The 19,737-nt window shown below is 32.7% G+C and carries 17 protein-coding genes; 11 read left to right on the plus strand and 6 right to left on the minus strand.

Going from position 1 to position 19,737, the window contains the following annotated elements; all coding sequences use genetic code 11:
• The first annotated feature begins 557 nt into the window (after nt 1-557).
• From VKJ25_RS14770 to VKJ25_RS14785, 4 genes are all read left to right on the plus strand, one after another.
• Complete coding sequence (locus VKJ25_RS14770; protein WP_324237395.1) at nt 558-1,139, plus strand: thioredoxin family protein; 582 nt, start codon at nt 558-560, stop codon at nt 1,137-1,139.
• Nucleotides 1,140-1,462: 323 nt separating this feature from the next.
• Nucleotides 1,463-2,851 (plus strand): family 10 glycosylhydrolase, encoded by a 1,389-nt coding sequence (locus VKJ25_RS14775; RefSeq protein WP_324237396.1) that lies wholly within the window; start codon nt 1,463-1,465, stop codon nt 2,849-2,851.
• A 497-nt stretch (nt 2,852-3,348) separates the two neighbouring features.
• Nucleotides 3,349-4,827 (plus strand): slr1306 family protein, encoded by a 1,479-nt coding sequence (locus VKJ25_RS14780; RefSeq protein WP_324237397.1) that lies wholly within the window; start codon nt 3,349-3,351, stop codon nt 4,825-4,827.
• A gap of 365 nt (nt 4,828-5,192) precedes the next feature.
• Nucleotides 5,193-6,596: a DUF697 domain-containing protein gene (locus tag VKJ25_RS14785; RefSeq protein ID WP_375340337.1), complete on the plus strand. Its 1,404-nt coding sequence runs from the start codon at nt 5,193-5,195 to the stop codon at nt 6,594-6,596.
• 311 nt (nt 6,597-6,907) lie between these two features.
• Here the strand turns inward: VKJ25_RS14785 and VKJ25_RS14790 are convergent, their stop codons facing one another.
• From VKJ25_RS14790 to apcB, 3 genes are all read right to left on the minus strand, one after another.
• Nucleotides 6,908-7,549 carry a hypothetical protein gene (locus VKJ25_RS14790; protein WP_324237399.1) on the minus strand — a complete coding sequence of 214 codons (642 nt, stop codon included), beginning with the start codon at nt 7,547-7,549 and terminating at the stop codon, nt 6,908-6,910.
• 321 nt (nt 7,550-7,870) lie between these two features.
• Nucleotides 7,871-8,740, minus strand: coding sequence for a TlyA family RNA methyltransferase (locus VKJ25_RS14795; RefSeq protein ID WP_324237400.1), 870 nt, complete (start codon nt 8,738-8,740; stop codon nt 7,871-7,873).
• A gap of 1,034 nt (nt 8,741-9,774) precedes the next feature.
• The gene (gene apcB / locus VKJ25_RS14800) at nt 9,775-10,284 is read right to left on the minus strand and encodes an allophycocyanin subunit beta (protein ID WP_324237401.1); all 510 of its coding nucleotides are present in this window, start codon (nt 10,282-10,284) and stop codon (nt 9,775-9,777) included.
• A gap of 407 nt (nt 10,285-10,691) precedes the next feature.
• Between apcB and glnA the strand changes: the two genes are divergently transcribed.
• From glnA to VKJ25_RS14820, 4 genes are all read left to right on the plus strand, one after another.
• Nucleotides 10,692-12,113, plus strand: a complete 1,422-nt coding sequence (gene glnA, locus VKJ25_RS14805) for a type I glutamate--ammonia ligase (RefSeq protein ID WP_324237402.1) — start codon at nt 10,692-10,694, stop codon at nt 12,111-12,113.
• 166 nt (nt 12,114-12,279) lie between these two features.
• On the plus strand, nt 12,280-13,350 hold the full coding sequence (locus VKJ25_RS14810; RefSeq protein WP_324237403.1) for a class I SAM-dependent methyltransferase: 1,071 nt from the start codon (nt 12,280-12,282) through the stop codon (nt 13,348-13,350).
• Between the two features lie 217 nt (nt 13,351-13,567).
• Complete coding sequence (locus VKJ25_RS14815; protein WP_324237404.1) at nt 13,568-14,062, plus strand: YbjN domain-containing protein; 495 nt, start codon at nt 13,568-13,570, stop codon at nt 14,060-14,062.
• A gap of 317 nt (nt 14,063-14,379) precedes the next feature.
• A complete protein-coding gene (locus VKJ25_RS14820) occupies nt 14,380-15,135 on the plus strand; it encodes a lipoate--protein ligase family protein (protein ID WP_324237418.1) in 756 nt (251 codons plus the stop codon).
• An 85-nt stretch (nt 15,136-15,220) separates the two neighbouring features.
• Here the strand turns inward: VKJ25_RS14820 and VKJ25_RS14825 are convergent, their stop codons facing one another.
• The gene (locus tag VKJ25_RS14825) at nt 15,221-15,415 is read right to left on the minus strand and encodes a hypothetical protein (RefSeq protein WP_324237405.1); all 195 of its coding nucleotides are present in this window, start codon (nt 15,413-15,415) and stop codon (nt 15,221-15,223) included.
• A 335-nt stretch (nt 15,416-15,750) separates the two neighbouring features.
• A complete protein-coding gene (locus VKJ25_RS14830) occupies nt 15,751-16,332 on the minus strand; it encodes a thioredoxin family protein (RefSeq protein ID WP_324237406.1) in 582 nt (193 codons plus the stop codon).
• A 256-nt stretch (nt 16,333-16,588) separates the two neighbouring features.
• Between VKJ25_RS14830 and VKJ25_RS14835 the strand changes: the two genes are divergently transcribed.
• Both VKJ25_RS14835 and VKJ25_RS14840 read left to right on the plus strand, forming a co-directional pair.
• Nucleotides 16,589-16,993 (plus strand): NIL domain-containing protein, encoded by a 405-nt coding sequence (locus VKJ25_RS14835; RefSeq protein WP_324237407.1) that lies wholly within the window; start codon nt 16,589-16,591, stop codon nt 16,991-16,993.
• A gap of 6 nt (nt 16,994-16,999) precedes the next feature.
• Nucleotides 17,000-17,425 carry a hypothetical protein gene (locus VKJ25_RS14840; protein WP_324237408.1) on the plus strand — a complete coding sequence of 142 codons (426 nt, stop codon included), beginning with the start codon at nt 17,000-17,002 and terminating at the stop codon, nt 17,423-17,425.
• Nucleotides 17,426-18,060: 635 nt separating this feature from the next.
• Here VKJ25_RS14840 and VKJ25_RS14845 read toward each other — a convergent pair.
• A complete protein-coding gene (locus VKJ25_RS14845; RefSeq protein ID WP_324237409.1) occupies nt 18,061-18,618 on the minus strand; it encodes a shikimate kinase in 558 nt (185 codons plus the stop codon).
• A 496-nt stretch (nt 18,619-19,114) separates the two neighbouring features.
• Here VKJ25_RS14845 and VKJ25_RS14850 point away from each other — a divergent pair, with 496 nt between their 5' ends.
• Nucleotides 19,115-19,699, plus strand: a complete 585-nt coding sequence (locus tag VKJ25_RS14850; protein ID WP_324237410.1) for a pentapeptide repeat-containing protein — start codon at nt 19,115-19,117, stop codon at nt 19,697-19,699.
• Nucleotides 19,700-19,737: the final 38 nt, after the last annotated feature.

Raw genomic sequence — 19,737 nt, forward strand, 5'->3', positions numbered from 1 at the left:
ATCCGGGAAATCTCGAAAGTGTAGAAAGTGCGAAAAAAAATACTCTATTTTATAAGATTATGGAGTAGGAAGGAGTGTGGAAAGTGTTGGAGGTGTGGGAAAAAATACTCTATTTGATAAGATTAGGGAGTAAAAAGTAGGAATAAATGTAGGGGTTGTGGGATATGTAGGAAGTGATAAAAAAAATACTCTATTTGATAAGATTAGGGAGTAGGAAGGAGTGTGGAAAATCTCGACAGTGTAGAAAGTTCGGAAAAAAATACTCTATTTCATAAGATTAGGGAGTAGGAAGTAGGAAGAAATATAACTGTGGGAAATGTAGGAAGTGGTGGAAAAAATGCTCTATTTCAAAGATTATCGAGTCGGGAGCAGGAAAGAGTGTGGGAAGTGCGAAAAAAATACTCTATCTGATTTGAATAATAACAATAAATATGGTGTTTTTTCCCAAAAAATGTGGAATAGGAAATAGGGGAGAAAAAATATTCTACTTCATTTAAAGAATGACAAAAATGTGGTATTTTTTTCTAGAAAGTAAACTTAAACAAGAGTAATTTTTTATGGTTTTAACAGAGTCTACAATGTTGACATTGGGAACTCCAGCGCCAAATTTTCAGTTACCAGATGTAGTTTCTGGGGAGACAATTTCTCTATCAACATTTGAGGGCAAAAAAGCATTATTAGTAATGTTTATTTGTCGTCATTGCCCATTTGTTAAATACGTTCAATTAGAACTTGCTAAAATTGGTAAAGATTATGTTCCTCAAGATGTAGGAATTTTTGCTATTAGTGCTAATAATATTGAAACTCACCCCGATGATTCTCCAGATAAACTAAAGGAAATGGCGTTAGAATTAGGGTTTAATTTTCCCTATTGTTTTGATGAAACTCAGGAAGTGGCAAAATCTTATACTGCTGCTTGTACTCCTGATTTTTTCCTCTTTGATGCTGATTTTAAATTAGTATATAGAGGGCAATTAGATGATAGTCGTCCTAGTAATGAAAAACCAGTAACGGGTAGTGATTTACGAGCAGCTTTAGATGATGTTTTAGCAGGAAAAAATATCAGCGAAGAACAAAAGCCTAGTATCGGTTGTAATATTAAATGGAAATCAGGAAATGAACCTGCTTATTTTGCTTAGAAGATAAGCATTTAGTTTTCAGCTATGAGCTATTGTTTTTTTGATGAGCGATAAAATTTTTACTAATTAAGTCAGAATTAAACTTGACTGAAAGACTAATTTATTCAATCTTAAAGTCTATATAGCAATTCTAAATAGGTTGTAAGATTTTATCGTAGGGGTTTGGTTTGCAAATTCTTTGGTGCTTGGGTTTGGAAACCAAACCCCTACAATTTTTTATCACTTTATACCAATGTCCGAAATCTGCTGTAAATTAGATGAAGTTAAATTAAATAGAGATGAACAAAATCAAAAATTTTATCCAAATTTATTAGGATTTTATTATGTCAAAAAAAGATTCTGATTCTACTGCTTTGTTTGATGCAGGTTGTCTTGTAGAACTCCTAATTTTCGTGATAATTTTAGGAGGAAGTTATTGGTGGTTTATTGAGAGAAAAAATATTAATTTATCTCAAGCTATATCTAATAGTTCTGTGGTTTATTGGTTACATGAAAAGTTTCCTAATGCACCTATCCCTTTTAAACCATCTCCAACAGAAACAATTAAAAATTTACCAGATTCGTCTCAAGTAAAAACACCATTACCAACTTCTTCCACACAAAAAAAGGAAACAAAACCATCTCTAAAAGAAGCAATTAAAAATTTACCAGATTCGTCTACAGTAAAAACACCATTGCCAACTTCTTCTCCACAAAAAAAAGAAGCAATTAAAAATTTACCAGATTCGTCTACAGTAAAAACACCATTGCCAACTTCTTCTGTAAAACCAACTATTAATCCAACTAAGACTAATAATAATTCTCCAAATAAAAGAACTTTAACTCTTTGGGATAAAAAACAGATTAGAGGCATATATTTAAGTCGTTATGCTATCACCAATAATGCTAATGAAAGAACAATTCGTGAACGAGTTCGTTATTACAAAAAACAAGGATTTAATACTATAATTCATGGAGTTTGGGGAAATGGTTGTACTATGTATAAAAGCCAAGTAATAGAACAAATACTAGGAGCAAAAAGTTGCCCTAATGAATTTAATGAACAATGGTTAAACTGGTTAATTGATGAAGCACATAAACAAGGAATGGAAGTTCATGCTTACTTTGAAAAAGGAATTAAAATAGATGAAAATAGTCCGATATTTGATTTAGCGATCGCTAAAAAATGGATAGTTCCTGGAGTGGATAAAACCTATAGTGGAATCGAGCATTATGTCTTAGATGTAGAGGTAAAAGAAGTGGCTGATTTCTTTACTAATATTCTAGTGGAATTTGTGAAAAAATATCCCAATATAGATGCAGTACAATGGGATGATTATTTGGGATATCATGCAGAATTACCAGGAAAGGTAGACCGAACTGTTAACTTGACAAATTTTATTGAGCGAATGATTAAAGAAATGAAAAAAGCGAATAATTCAGTTAGTTTTGATATCTGTCATCATAACCCTTATTGGGCAAAAAAATATTTTGCAGCGGACTGGGAAAAATGGTCGGTAGATCGAGTTTTTATTCAAGTTTATAATGATGATAATTTTGAGGAAGAATTAAATTATGTGAGAAAATATGATGGTATTGCAATTAGTGAGCAACAATTACATCGTCTGGAGAAATTAGTTAATGATTATAATGTTAAGAGTGTGTTAGTTTTTCCAATGAATGAAAAACCAGAAAAAGCAGCTTCTCTTATAAAATCTGCTTTATCAAAATAGGAGTTGATGGTACAAGTAAGAAGGAAGAAGAAAGAAGTAAGAAAGAATTCAATAATGGATAATTGATAATTACCTCTCCCTCAAAGGAAGAAGATTGAATAAAAGGAAAAAATTTATTTTTTTCCCTTTTAAAGGGAAGGCTTCAAGGCGCGAATTATTTAATTATTAATTCTTCAGTAAGAAAGAAGAAGTAAGAAAAAAGTAAGAAAGAAGAAGTAAGAATCTATGGATAGTTAAAGATTTTTTTGTGGTAATTTTGTTTAAATAGGATTAAATGAACATAATCTTTCAAGTCGCCTTTGATAGTAAGATTCAATTTACCTCAACAAAGCCAAGCTTTTATCTCAAAATAAAATAAATAGCTCGCCGCTAAATGCTTACCAAACAATTTTTCATTGTTGAACTTATACCGAAGTAGGAGGTACTGATAACCGATAACTGAAATGGCATAATTTAAGATAAAATAAATAATAAAGGGAGATTTGAGGAAAATAAAAATGGCTATAAAATTGCAAAGACCAATATTGGTAGGGGGAATAGGATTATCTCTTCTATTATGGTTACTAGATAGTGTCCAAAATTCTGTGGCAGAATTTGGTGGAACTACTATGTTAGGAATTATGGCAGCAAGTCTGGGGGTTTGGTTATTAAAAAGACCAAAATCTTTACTACCCCAAAAAACAACTATAATTCCATCGCCGACAAAAGAAGTTGCGGAACAAGCGATCGCCTCTTTAAATACTACTATAGATAAACTTATTTTGGAAGTTGAAGGTATTAATAAGTCTGAAAAAATAAGTAATGATATTAATCAATTATGTCAGCAGGTAACTACTCTTACTAAGGAGTTAGAAAGAAAAGAATTAAGTATAGTTATTACAGGTAATCAAGGAGTTGGTAAAACTGCTTTGATTGAAATATTAAAGTCCGAGTGGATATCTAGAAATTCTCAAAAAATAGAAGTTACCGATCTAACTTGGCAGTCAGAATGGATAACTAAAAATGAGGTTCCAATTAATCCTTTATCCTCTTACGATTTAATATTATTTTTGACTACGGGTGACTTAATAGATTCAGAATTTCAAGCTTTATCAAAACTCACAACTTTCGGTCAACGTTTCATTTTAATTTGGAATAAACAAGACCTATATTTGCCAGGCCAAAAACCACAAATTTTCCAAAAAATTAAAGAGACATTATCTACTATTAATTCTGAAGAAAATTTAGTCGGCATTTCTGCTAAACCTAATTCTATTAAAGTGCGAAAATATCAGCAGGATGGAAGTATTCAAGAATCTACAGAACCACAATTACCAGAAATATCTGAACTGACAGTCAAACTGAATCAAATATTAGCAGAAGAAAAGGAAAAATTAGTTTGGGCGACTACTATCAGAAAAGCAGAAATAGTTAGATTGGAAGCTAAAAATATTCTCAATCAAATCAGACGAGAACGGGCGATTCCTGTAATTGAACAATATCAATGGATAGCTGCTGCTACAGCATTTGCTAATCCAGTTCCAACTTTAGATTTATTAGCAACCGCAGCAATAAATACTCAATTAATAGTAGACTTAAGTACCATATATGAACAAAAATTTTCTTTAGAAAAAGGCAAGCAAGTAGCAGGTACGATGGCAGAATTAATGTTCAAATTAGGATTAGTAGAATTATCTACCAAAACATTAAGTACTATCCTAAAAAGTAACAGTGTAACTTTTGTCGCTGGTGGTGCTATTCAAGCTGTTAGTGCTGCTTATTTGACTAGAGTAGCAGGTGTTAGTTTAGTTGAATATTTTGCCACTCAAACAGATACTAATTCTGTGAATATTGAGAAGTTAGGAAATATTATTCAAAGTGTATTTAGCAAAACTCAAGAAAATAATTTCTTAAAGTCTTTTGTGAATCAGGTAATTAGTCATGTTTTGCCACAAGAGAAAAAATTAGAAGTTGTTTCAGTTCCAGTAGAACAATAATGGAGCAGCAAGTAAAAACCCTTACTGTTCATTGAATTTTATCGCACACACAAATATAAAATTATTCGTGAAAAAACTGTAGGGGTTTGGTCTCCAAACCCCCTAATATAAAGTATTACAATCTATTTAGGATTACTATATATTAAACACTTTTGAATAAACAAAATAAGGTAAAAAAAATATACAGCTTTTCAAGCAGATTTCAAGCATAATTAAGTACAGATATTAATAATTAAATGTTCCCAGTGCGGGCATCTTGCCCGCGTGGGTTGTACCTAATCAAGATGGAATTTGCTGTATCTACTATACTCATAATAATTGGGTTTGGAGACCAAACCCCTACTAAACTATTTAACAAAAATATAATTTTGAATAACTTAAATATATCCCCAGAAAAAATAACAGAAAATTATCAATATACAGAAAGTTATCGTAAACAAAATCAAATTCATTGGAAGCGAGCTAGAGCAAGTTTACGAAGAACTTTAAATAGATATTCTGTCTGGCAAAATGCCTCACAAAAAACAACCAACTCTGAATTATTATCTACTATCAAAACTAAATTAGACTTATTAAAATCAAACATTGATAAGCTCGACCAAGAAGTAATTTCAATAGCTGTTTTTGGTTTAGTTAGTCGTGGTAAGTCAGCAGTTTTAAACGCTTTATTAGGTGAAAAAATATTAGAAACAGGTCCTCTCAATGGCGTAACTCAATGGCCGCGTTCAATTAGATGGAATCCCAATATTTTTGTTAATACCAGTCAACAAGAAGTAGTAAAAATAGACTTAATAGACACTCCTGGACTAGATGAAGTTTCAGGTGAAATTCGCGGAGAAATGGCGAAAGAAGTTGCTCGTCAAGCTGATTTAATTTTGTTTGTTGTTTCTGGAGATATTACTCAGACTGAATATGATGCTTTGTCTGAGTTAAGGAAGGCTAAAAAACCCTTAATTTTAGTCTTTAATAAAATTGATTTATATTCAGAAACAGAACGAGAAAAAATTTATCAAAACTTACAAAAAATTGTCTTTCATAAGTCAGTAGAATTAGAAGATATTTACTCTCCTTCAGAAGTAGTAATGGTCGCAGCAGAACCCAATCCTTTACCTATAAGAATTGAATGGTCTGATGGTAAAATAACTAATGAGTGGGAAACTCCATCTCCTCAAATAGATAATTTGCGACAAAAAATAATTACTATTTTAGAACGGGAAGGGCGATCGCTTTTAGCTTTAAATGCTTTAGTTCAAGCTAGAGAAGCTGAGGTAAATATTGCTCATAAAACTGTTAAGATTAGACAAAATGAAGCTGATGATTTAATCTGGAATTTTGCTAAATATAAAGCTTTAGCTATTGCTTTGAATCCTATTTCTATTATTGATGTAGTTGGAACAACGGTAATAGATTTAGCATTAATTCGCTCTTTGTCCCGTCTTTATAATTTGCCCATGACTAGCTATGAAGCTGGTAAACTTTGGAGGATAATTATTGTTAGTTCTGGTGGTATATTGTTGGGTGATTTAGGAAGTAGTTTATTGTTAGGTTTAGGAAAGGTTGATATTATTTCTTATACAGGAGTTGCTATTACTCAAGCTTCTATTGCTGCTTATGGAACTTATGCTATTGGTCGTGCTACTAAAGTTTATTTGGAAAAGGGTTGTACTTGGGGAAGTTTAGGTCAAGATATTGTGATTAGGGATATTTTAAGTCAGATGGAACCTGATACAATAATTTATCGTTTACAACAGGAATTATTTAATAAATGAAGTAAGAAGTAAGAAGTAAGAAGTAAGAAGTAAGAAGTAAGTTAGTAAATTTTTTGGAAAAAATTGTTTATTTCCAGTTTGCCAATATTTCCCTAATTTCCCAACCATCATCTTTCCTCAAAATGTAGAGACTCATTTCTCCCAAAATTTACTATTGGGATATACGCAACACAGATGAATCAGATTTTTATTTCCAGTTTGCCAATATTTCCCTTTTACGAATATTTCTCTCACTTCCCACAGTAACTCTTGCCATAAATTCATTTCTGAATCTCTGTATTTTCCTTCTTCCTTCTTCCTCCTTTCTTTCTTCAACATTTAACTATTCTTAAACCTTCTCTGAAGTGGAAAATTGTAGTCACTACTGCTATGACAAAATAAAAAATTCTAATGAACCAAAAACATAAACTCATACTCCAAGAAATTATTCCCGGAGGAACTCCAATTATCCTAACAAAGTTAGAATTAACACTCTTTTCTAATCTATCTAAATTCTCAATTTCTACTTTTGTATCAGGAAGAATGGGAAATTGAGCAGTATATAAATAAAAACCATATATACCATCATTTTTTACTCTTTGAACTAAAAATGAATTAGTTAGTAACTCAGCTCGCTCAAAAGATAAATTTTCATTTTTAGCTAACTGTTCTATCCAAATATCATATCTCGCTATTTGAGTAGTAATAAAAATTATAGGAACTAAAATTATTAATAGAGTTGTACTTACATAGCGACCCAAATATTTAGGTAAAAAAACAGTTGCTAAACCATAACCCATTCCCACAGCAGCAAAAACAATAATATTGAAAATTTCTACAATTTCTATCCCTCTTAAAAAGTCACCAAAAACTATTAAACTGTATAAAAAATTGTCAGCTAATTTCACAGATATTATTTTAGCTGAAACTATAGTGCTGAAAATAAATGAAGTACAAAATATGTAAATAGACATTTTAATTAGTAAAATCAAATATATACTAATTTTTTTTTTTGTTAACATGACAATTGGAATAATGAATAATTGATAATGAATAATTAATAATTAATAATGAATAATTATTTACAACCCATTCCATGTAAGTGCAGTATAGTGATTCTATTAGATTGGAGAAAGTTAAATGGATAATGAATAATTAATAATAAATAATTATTTACAACCTATTCCATGTAAGTGCAGTATAGTGATTCTACTAGATTGGAGAAAGTTAAGAATAAAAACTTGCTAGTTCTGTATATGTATGTATTGATAAATAAAATTACAATGAATTAATTATCAATTATCAATTAATGAAGAATTATGTTTAAATGCTTGTTGAGCTAATTTTGTGATTTGAGCGATCGCCGACTTATCAACTAAAATATCACTATCCAGATTTAACCATAATAAATATTCTATATTACCAGCCGGACCTTGTATCGGAGACCAAGTTAAACCAGCCAATTTCCATCCTAAATTATTAGCACTACAACACACTTGAAAAATTGCTTCAGCTTGGTCAAAAGAGGAACGAACTACACCCTTTTTCCCCACTTTTTCTTTACCTACTTCAAACTGAGGTTTTACCAACAAAATTGTCTCACGAGGAGGAATAAGTAATTGCCATAAAGCAGATAAAATTTTAGTTATAGAAATAAAAGAAACATCAACTACAGCTAAACTCGGATATATTTGTGTAGCATTTTCTTGTGATTCATAATTGAATATTAATGAATCACCATATAATTTTTCAGGAGTTAAATAACGTATATTAGTTCTCTCTTTCAAAATTACTCTAGAGTCGTTACGCAACTTCCAATCAACTTGTCCGTAACCAACATCAATACCATAAATTAACTTAGCTCCTGCTTGTAATAAACAATCTGTAAATCCTCCCGTAGATATGCCACCATCAAGACATATTCTGTCAGAAATAGGAATAGAAAAATATTCTAATGCTTTAGCAAGTTTATAACCTCCCCTAGAAACATATAAAGATTTTTGTTTAACCTTAATATCTGCCTCTAAATCAACTTCAGTTCCAGGTTTATCAATTATTTGTTGATTTACCATTACTTCTCCGGCTCTAATCAAAACCTGAGCTTTTTGTCGAGAAGTAGATAAATTTCGTTCTACCAATAAAACATCTAATCTTTGTTTAGACACAAGTTTTACTTATTAAATAGCTATTAGTTATTAGCTTTTTGACTTATTAAAATTTGCTTCATTTATCTTGCTCGCGTAGGCGTACCTAACCAAGGTGGAATCCCCTGTGTTAATTATTAATTATTAATTATTAATTATCCATTATTAAATATCCTTTTCTGCCAACTCACTAATTAGGGATTGCTGATTAAATATCAAAGCCTTGACATTCTAATAGAGGCTTTTTACATCTAAAAAAAGTAGCAGATATTGGCTTAATGAGGCACAGTTCACGAAAAATCAAAAAGTTAGTATTTAGGCAGAATAATTGCAGAAAAATCAAGGGATAATTCTTGTGAGTATATTCTCTCTCAATAAATCCTAATTTCTCTTGATTCTTAACTAATCCCTACCTCCTACTCCCTACTCCCTGCTCCCTATTAAAATGAATAATTAATAATTAGAGATACTTTATAATTATCAATTATCCATTATTAAATATCCTTTTCTGCCAACTCACTAATTAGGGATTGCTGATTAAATATCAAAGCCTTGACATTCTAATACTTTGAGCCTTTTTGTATCTAAAAAAAGTAGCAGATTTTGGCCTAATGAGGCACAGTTCACGAAAAATCAAGGGATAATTCTTGTGAGTATATTCTCTCTCAAAATCCTAATTTCTCTTGATTCTTAACTACTCCCTACCCCCTACTCCCTACTCCCTATTAAAAATGAATAATTAATAATTAGAGATACTTTATAATTATCAATTATCCATTATTAAATATCCTTTTCTGCCAACTCACTAATTAGGGATTGCTGATTAAATATCAAAGCCTTGACATTCTAATAGAGCCTTTTTATATCTAAAAAAAGTAGCAGATTTTGGCTTAATGAGGCACAGTTCACGAAAAATCAAAAAGTTAGTATTTAGGCAGAATAATTGCAGAAAAATCAAAGGATAATTCTTGTGAGTATATTCTCTATAAATAAATCCTAATTTCTCTTGATTCTTCACTACTGCCTACCCCCTACTCCCTACTCCCTATCAATTATTAAATGTCTTTTTCTGCCAACTCACTAATTAAATGATCGAAAGGTTCTGCCAAATAAGCACCAGTCGGAATACCCGCTGCCTCAACCTCAGACTTAACCATTTCTTTAAGAATACCAATACCTATTACAGTAGGTCCAATAGGTACTCCCAAAGAATTATAAGTTTCCCGAAGCCCCTGTAACACACGCTCATCCAAAACATCTGTATTACCTGCTACCAAAGCATAAGTAGCATAGCGCAAATAATAATCCATGTCTCGTAGACAAGCTGCATAACGACGAGTTGTATAAGCATTTCCACCAGGACGAATTAACTCTGGTTGTTGTGCAAACAAAGTAATCGCAGCTTGTTTAGCCAAACTAGCAGCTTGAGAATTAATTAAAGTAGCAGCTTCTACTCTGGCATTACCAGTTTCAAAATAAGACTTTAATTGATCAACTCCATCTCGGTCTAAATAACGACCTTTAGAATCGTAACTTTCTATTAAGCTAGTTATAGTATCCCGCATCAAATAAATCTCCCAACAATTTCTTAAAGTTTCTATATTAGCCTACTATAAATTGACACCTAGCAGAATCATTAGAGTAGCTTCTAGATAATTTGTAACATTAGATACAAAAACTTATCAATTTTCATTTTTATGATTATCCAGATGTTTTCTTATTAAAGCTAACTGCGATTAGTATTATCGCCCTAATTGTTTTCGACATCTAGTCAAAACAATAAAAACTTTAAATAAAACATTAGTACAAAATCAATTTGTTAATTTGTGAAGTTTTATTAAAGTTTTCTAGAAGAGCTAGAAGAGTGACACATCTTAATTAAATAGTGGAGCTGTGTCAGTCCAGTAGCAGCAGTTATTCTTCTTGTTAAGAAAATGAAAATTTAAGTAACGATTTAGGAGCTAATAATTTAATGCCAGAAACAGCCCAAGAAGTATTAAAGTTGATTGAAGATCAAGACATTCAAGTTATTGATTTGAAGTTTATTGACCTACCTGGTATTTGGCAACATTTAACAGTTCACAAAAGCCAACTAGACGAGAGTTCTTTCACAGACGGAGTTGCCTTCGACGGTTCCAGTATTCGTGGTTGGAAAAATATTAACGAGTCAGACATGATGATGGTACTCGATCCAACTACCGCTTGGATGGAGCCTTTTATGGCCGAACCTACATTAAGTGTTACTTGCAGCATTAAAGAACCTCGGACTGGTGAATGGTATAGCCGTTGTCCCAGAGTTATTGCTCAGAAAGCAATTGATTATTTAAGAAGCACAGGTCTTGGAGATACAGCATTCTTTGGCCCAGAAGCTGAATTTTTTATATTTGAAGATGCTCGTTTCGACCAAACAGAAAACAAAGGATACTACTATGTTGATAGTATAGAAGGCCGTTGGAATTCCGGTCGAGAAGAAGAAGGAGGCAACAAAGCTTATAAACCTCGCTACAAAGAAGGTTACTTCCCAGTATCTCCCACAGATACCGCGCAAGACCTACGGACAGAAATGCTATTAACAATGGCGAAGTGTGGAGTTCCCATTGAGAAGCATCACCACGAAGTAGCTACTGGTGGTCAAAATGAATTAGGTTTCCGCTTTGGTACATTAATCGAAGCTGCCGATAACTTAATGATTTATAAATATGTTATTAAGAATGTGGCTAAAAAGTATGGCAAGACCGTTACTTTTATGCCTAAGCCTATTTTTAATGATAATGGTTCTGGTATGCACTGTCACCAGTCAATCTGGAAAGATGGACAGCCTTTATTCTGGGGTGATGGTTATGCTAACCTGAGCAAAATGGCTCTTAATTATATTGGTGGTCTCCTGAAGCATGCTCCAGCAATATTAGCTTTTTCTAACCCTTCCACTAATTCTTATAAACGATTAGTTCCTGGATTTGAAGCTCCCGTAAACTTAGCTTATTCTCAAGGAAACCGTTCCGCTTCGATTCGGATTCCTTTAAGTGGTACTAATCCTAAAGCAAAACGACTAGAGTTCCGTTGTCCTGATGCTACTTGTAACCCATATCTAGCTTTTGCAGCGATGCTTTGTGCTGGTATTGATGGAATTAAGAATGAAATTGATCCTGGTGAATCTTTAGATGTGGATATTTATGACCTCAGTCCTGAAGAGTTGAGTAAGATTCCTTCTACTCCTGCTTCTCTGGAGCTTGCTTTGAAAGCTTTAGAAGCAGACCATGAGTTTTTGACTACTGGTGGAGTATTTACAGAGGATTTGATTCAAACTTGGATTGACTACAAGATTAATAATGAAGTTAAACCTATGAGTCTACGTCCTCATCCTTATGAATTCTCTTTATATTATGATTGTTAAATAGTAGAGATTTCATTTTTTTTTAGTCTTCCTTAATGGGAGGCTTTTTTTTTGGTAAATATTTCCTACGGAATGCTAATAGCTGAATGCTAACGACTCTACCTACTCCTTTAAAAAGGGCTAAGATATCTTCATACTTAATTTCCCTACTCCCTACTCCCTAATTATGTCAATTACAAAATTAACCTACCAAACACTTCAACAAAGCAAAATTTACTTTGCTTTAGCTCACAAAAGAATTTCCACTGAGCTTAGAAATTTTATTAATCCAAATCTCAAATTAAATACCAAATCTTTGTCTGTTGAAGTTCTCCAAAAAATGCAGCAAAGTATTGATAAAATTATCCAAAAAGATTTCGCAGATGCAGAAAAAGGCATCTATTCAGTTAATATAATCTTTGAGAATTTATGGCTAGAATTTTTCAGTTATTATCCTAATATTTGGCTAGATATGCCTACAGTTTGGGAAAAAATTAAACAAAAAAAATATCAAGAATTTTCTCCAGAAATAGATACTAAAAATTATCCCAATTATTATTTACAAAACTTCCATTATCAAACAGATGGATACTTGAGCGAAATGTCAGCTAATCTCTATGATTTACAGGTAGAAATTTTATTTAATGGTACTGCTGATACCATGCGCAGACGAATTTTAGCTCCCTTAAAAAAGGGTTTAGAAAAATTGTTTTCTGGCGAAAATTTGGAAGCGATCACTCCTCAAAAACTTAAAGTTTTAGACATAGCTTGTGGTACTGGTAGAACATTAAAATTCATTCGCGCTTCCTTGCCCAAAGCATCTCTTTATGGTATTGACTTGTCACCTGCTTACTTAAAAAAAGCCAATAAATTACTATCAGAAGAATTGGGAGAATTGCCTCAACTTTTCCAAGGAAATGCAGAAAATTTACCCTTCCGAGATAACTATTTTCAAGGAATAACTTGTGTTTTTACATTCCATGAATTACCGCCAATAGTACGTCAAAAAGTTTTAGAAGAAACATTTAGAGTAATTCAACCAGGAGGCATTTTTGTTATTTGCGATTCAATTCAATTATCTGATGAACCTGACTTTTCTCCAATGTTAGAAAACTTCCAGGCAATGTTCCATGAACCCTATTATAAAAATTACATTACAGATAATTTAGAAAAACATTTAGAAACAGCAGGATTTGTAAATATAACCACTGAAGTTCATTTTGTTAGTAAATATTGGGTTAGTTATAAACCAATATAAATAATGAATAATTGATAATTTTAAAGATAGTATTCATTATCCATTATGGTTCCCATGCCAACCCAGAAACCCGGTTTCTCGTAGAAACCGGGTTTCTTTGCGTAAATCCCTGTTTCCAGTTAAGTGTTCCCAGTTAAGTGTTCTCTAAAACTGTTTCATTCTCGGTTAAGATTTTTTAGAATAGACAAGCACTATAATCCTCTAGGTATAAAGAATTATGACTACTAACAATCCGGAAACTGTTTCTGTGGACAACCCTTCTACTGAGGCAGCAGATATTAACGATCTAATCACAGAAGACTTTAGTCTTAGCTACATAGAAGAAATTGAGACTGTGATTGCCAATATGGCAGAAGAACAAAAAGTTATGGTAGCTCAAAATGAGTCAGGCCATTTGTGGAAGTTCAAATATGGCACTGTGGATGTATATGTCAGATTGACAGGAGAAACTGATGATGATACCCTTACGGTTTGGTCTTATGTATTGAAGTTACCAGCAAAAAATGAACCAGAGTTAATGCGTAGACTATTGCAAATGAATTGGTTATCAACGATGGAATCTCATTTTGCCATTGTGGATAATCAAATTGTAGTTGTAGCAACTCGTACTGTAGCAGAATTATCTCCAGGAGAAATTTCCCGGGCTATTACTATTGTGGCAAATCTTGCTGATGAAAGTGATGAACCTTTAATTGAAGAGTTTGGACAATAATATAGAACAGGACTTACCCAAAGGTACTATGTATAAAGTTCCAAAACTATTGCGCAATAGTTGTGGACGCTATATATAGCTTCTCTACATAAGTCTCATAGAAGACACAGCGCTTTCCGTATTTAATATCCTTAGGGGTTTGGTCTCCAAACCCTCTAAAAATCAAATCCGGTAATATCAGTAATCTCGTTAGGGGTTTGGTCTCCAAACCCTATTCTCCAAAGCCAGCAAATTTGATATCAATAATACACAATATTGTTACTTCCCACACCTCCCACACCTCCCACACTTCCCACACTTCCCACACTTCCCACACCATGTCTTGGCGACTCATACCCCTACTCACAACAACTGGAAAATTACAAATGGCAATAGATGAATGGTTGCTACACCAACATCTCCAAGAAAAAATTCCACCGACTCTCCGTTTTTACACCTGGGAACCAGTCGCCATTTCTCTCGGTTATCATCAAAAACGCTATCCTGAATATTGGCAAAACTTAACTTGGCAAGGCAAACCTGTGGATATTGTCCGTCGTCCTACTGGTGGGAGAGCAGTTTTACATCAAGGAGATTTAACTTATAGTCTGATAACTTCCGGTTTTAGTGGCAGTCGAATAGAATCTTATCGAACTATTTGTGAATTTTTAATCCAGGGGTGGCGATCGCTTGGCATTGAGCTACGTTATGGTAGTGCAGGAAGAGGGTATATTAATAACCCAAACTGTTTTGGAACTTCTACAGGTGCAGATTTAATTTTATCTAATGGAAGCAAATTAATTGGTAGTGCCCAACTGAGAAAACAAGGAGCAATATTACAACATGGTTCTATGATTTTAACACCCGATCTTGAATTTTTTAAATATGTTTTTAACTCTCAATTATCCCCTGGAGTTTCTGATATTTCTACATCTTTTTTCTCTGTAAATCATCAGGGAGAAAATTTGATTAATCAGATTATTGAAACTTTAATTATAGCTGCTAGTGAATGTTTTAAAATTCAGTTAATTACTGAACCTTTATCAAAAGAAGAATGGATGGAAATCTGTAATTTTGCCAACCCTAATTTATGATTGTTTTTTAACTCTTTCTTGATTTATTTTTGATTTATATTATGTTTATATGTGGAAGTTGGCAAATAAAGAGAAAAACCAACATTTATACTAACTGTACTCGGCCTCTAATCACAGAACGTAACAATCTATTAACGCAGTGAAGCTCTTCTTCACTGATGGAATCATCCAATATAGCAGCCATCAGGCCATAACGATCTGATTTAGAAAGAGAATAATTTTCTGCAACAGAGGCCATAATTTCGTTTATCGCACCTGGTAGTAATGTAACTTCAAGCATGATACTTACCTTGAACTCTATTGTTTAATTTTCCTCTTTTTTTTGTCTTATGGTTGTGACTTCTAATTGAATAGGAGAGTGATTTTTCAGTAGTAATTTTTGTGATTAATATCACAGTCGGCATATTTAGGGTTTGCTGAAGAGGAAGAAAGGCAGAAGGAAAATAAAGATTTCAAGGGAAAAAGTTTTTTGGTCGCGGAGCGCGGAACGGAGTTCTATCACTGATTATCCAGATCATGATATTATGCCTTAATTTTTCGGTAAGATTTTATCGTAGGAGTTTGGAGACCAAACCCCTACAAAATATTTGGTTTGGAGACCAAACCCCTAACTATTTATTGTACTTGACTGCCATGAACTCTAGGATCGGCTTGACTTGCTCTCATCGGTCCTACTGGGGGATTAAATTCAGAAGCTTGATTAATTGTACTATTATATGGTAAAGCGGTTCCTGCAACTAAAGCTTCTATATTTGCTGACATAACAGACTGTGGAACTTCTCCAATAGCTTGGCCAACTTCAGTTCCCTCTCGATCTAAAAATACAAAATGGGGAATGCCATCTACCCGATATTTAACCAATTCTGGTAACCACTTACTATTATCCACATTTAACATCACAAAGTTAGTATTTTGAGTATACTTTTCTCTAATTTCGTCTAACTCAGAAGCCATAGCTTGACAAACAGTACACCAGTTAGCATAAAATTCAACTAAAGTAGGCTTATTATTGTTTAATGCTATATCTAGAGGTGTTGCACTTTCAGCCATTTCATCTAAGGAAACAGAAGTTGTGTCGGTTCGTAATCCTATAAAAATGGTTACTGATAAGGCGATCGCTACTAACACAATAATGAAATTTCTCAAGCGCATCGCCAAAGAGGAACTTTTTGTAGGTTCAGATGGATTTACATTCATAGTTAGAAAATTAAATAATAGTTACAATTTTATAGTAATTTCGGTTTTGTTGAGGGAACACTTAAAAGGAAATAGAAAATCAGAAAAATAACTGTACAAATTATTATAGATTTCATCGCCCCAATCTAATTATTAATGGAGAGAAAACTTAACACTTAAAAGGAAATAGAAAATCAGAAAAATAACTGTACAAATTATTATAGATTTCATCAACCAAATCTAATTATCAATTATCAATTATTCAGAGGATTAACCTGTGAAAAAACGAGTAACGTTAACATTTCCACAAAGGTCAATTCAAATGCCTATTACCTATAGATTAGCTAAAGATTTTAATATTGCTGCTAATATTATTCGCGCTCAAGTAGCACCTAATCAAGTAGGAAAATTAGTGTTAGAATTATCAGGAGATATTGATGAGTTAGAAGCGGCACTAGAATGGATGAGACTGCATAATATAAATGTATGTCTAACTAGCAGAGAAATTATAATCAATGAAAATAGTTGTGTAGACTGTGGTTTATGTACTGGTGTATGTCCTACAGAAGCTCTAAGTTTACAACCTAATACCTTTCGTCTCAATTTTCTTAGGTCTCGTTGCATTGTTTGTGAACAATGTATTCCTGCTTGTCCAGTTAAAGCAATTTCTACTAATCTATAAACTAATGTGAAACCAATACCTTTACTTTCTTTTACTCTACTTTTAATTAGTTATAGTGTTTTTGGCTGGACTCTAGCCAATACTCAAATTAATTTATTTTCATATTTATTTGTTATAATTAGTATTTTTTTATTAGATGCAATCTTAACTTTTCGTTTATTTAATTGGAAAGTAATAAACCCCTGGTTTAAAAATGATATTTTTGCTTTTATTTCTGCAATTGTTATTGCCTTTTTATTTGTAGTTTTGGTTAGATGGATTAATATTTTTGTCCATGGTTTAGCATTAGCATCTGCAGAGATATTAGCCAAATTAGATGCTCAAATCTATGGTTTTAAAAAATGGCAATCTTTTTGGATTTTACTAATAATTTCAGAAGGAAGTTTTATCCTGGGAACTGCATTTTACTTATTGATAAAAAACTATACATAATTAGTTGTGCAAAACTAATTTCCTAATAATACTAAAATTCAGGAACAATTATTCTCCCTACTTTCTCTTTCTTCCCACACTTTAATTTCTTCAGCAAACCCTTTTTATGGGTGCTTACAAAAATCTCATGTTATATCCAATAGTATGGTTAATGTATAGATATTCAATATATAAAGATATAGCAATCCTATTTTATTCGTGGCAAAAATCCTACTGGTTTTTAGGGAACAGAGAAGGCTTAACTGGGAATAGGTAAGAGTTACGGTTCCCGATAAATCAGTTTTTTTATTTACTTTTTAATTACCCGCAACCTATTGAGGATTACTATAGTTGTTATAGACATTTAAAAAACTGTCACCAATCAATATCGCAATAACAGTTAAATTCTGAGATAATAAAAAAGTAAGCGTTTGACTGTTCTTGAACCCTACCTATCCAAGGTAGGGTTTTTTGTATTTAATTTAGTGGTTTTCTCCAGAAATCCAGATTTAACAACTTTTTTATAGTAGTTCTAAATTATTATCAGAAATGTCTGGTAAAAAACTTTAATTTGTTCCAGATATTATTAAATTACGACTAATGTCTTAGAGGGTTTGATTTTGCTCTCATTCCTGATTGGGTTATTGAGTTATTGACTAACTTTTTACCTTTGACTTCACTGCTTTTTCAATTTCTGATAACACTAATGTTGTCACCTCTTCAGGAGTATCTTTAGCACTAATACTGACATGAATATCTGCACTAGCATAAAATGCTCTTCTTTCCTCCAAAAGTTTCTGAAGTTTATCAAAGGGATTACTATTCTGAAGAAGAGGTCTAGTCTGATCGCCTTGTAAACGACTATGTAAAACTTCTACTGGTACATCTAACCAAACTACTATGCCATATTGTAAATAACTCCAGTTAAAAGGCTTAACTACAATACCACCACCTGTGGCAATAATTAACTTTTTGTAACTTGATACCTCTGACAATATATTTGTTTCCAACTCCCGAAACCCTGCTTCACCCTCAGTAGCAAAAATTTCACTAATTGACTTACCAGCAGCTTCAGTAATTAAGTTATCTGTATCAAGAAAACTATACCCTAAGCGTTGGGCTAACAAATGTCCCACAGTTGTTTTTCCAGCCCCCATCATCCCGACTAAATAAATATTTACTCCCTGTAATAATTGCCTACTAATCATATCCATAATAAATAATCTTCATTAAAAACTTGACTGGAGAAAAAATAAATAAAATTTTCCTACTCGGTTATATAAAATCCGCGGGCCGTGGAGAATAAGGTTCTACTATCAAAAAAGAGCGAAAATTCCTAGTTGGTAGAGGATTTGGAGACCAAACCCCTACGGCCTTGAGTTCTTTCTACCGATGCTACAGGACTTGATATTATTAATTATCCATTATTCATTATCCATTATCAATTGGCCGTGGAGAATAAGATTCTACCATCAAATAAAGAGCGAAAATTCCTAGTTGGTAGAGGATTTGGAGACCAAACCCCTACGGCCTTGAGTTCTTTCTACCGATGCTACAGGAGTTGATATTATTAATTATCAATTATTTATAAGTTTTGTGAAAAATTGTTGTGAAAATTAGAATAAACTTTCCCAAAGATACAAAATAATTAATATAAACTCTATCTATGAGAAACACATCTAAAAAATTAAAATATTTTAAGATAAAACTATGGTAGTAGAAGAACTTTTGGCGCGATATGCTGCCGGGGAAAGAAATTTTCGGGATATTGAATTATTCCGATCTGAGCTGAGTAATGTTAATTTAGCCGGAGCAAGTTTGTTTCGTGCTAACTTGTTTCGGAGTAATCTATTTAGGGCAAATTTGATTGGCGTTAATCTGTACAATGCTAATTTGATTGGTGCTAATTTATATTGTGCCGATTTAAGTGGAGCAAACTTGAGTGGTGCTAACCTAACTCGTGCAGATTTAAGTGGAGCAAATTTGAGTGGGGTTGACTTGAGTGCTGCTGACTTGAGTGGAGCAAATTTGAGTTATGCTAATTTCAGTTATGCTGACATGAGTCGTACTAATTTACATAAAGCTATTCTAATTGATACGAATTTGACTGGCGCTAACTTAAGTGGTGCTGACCTCAAGGATGCTCAGATAACTGGAGCCAATGTGACTGAAGCTAGATTTTCTGTGAATATCGGTTTGTCTTTAGAGATGAAACGAGAGTTACAACAGCAAGGAGCGATAATTGAGGATATGTCAGAGAAACTTTATGCTATTAGATTATTGACACACTCCTAACAATGACTTCAGCTAATAGCCAAGGATTTTAATCTTTG

Origin of the sequence: Okeania sp., assembly GCF_035285525.1 — a bacterium.
In the GTDB taxonomy this organism is placed as follows: Bacteria; Cyanobacteriota; Cyanobacteriia; order Cyanobacteriales; family Microcoleaceae; genus Trichodesmium.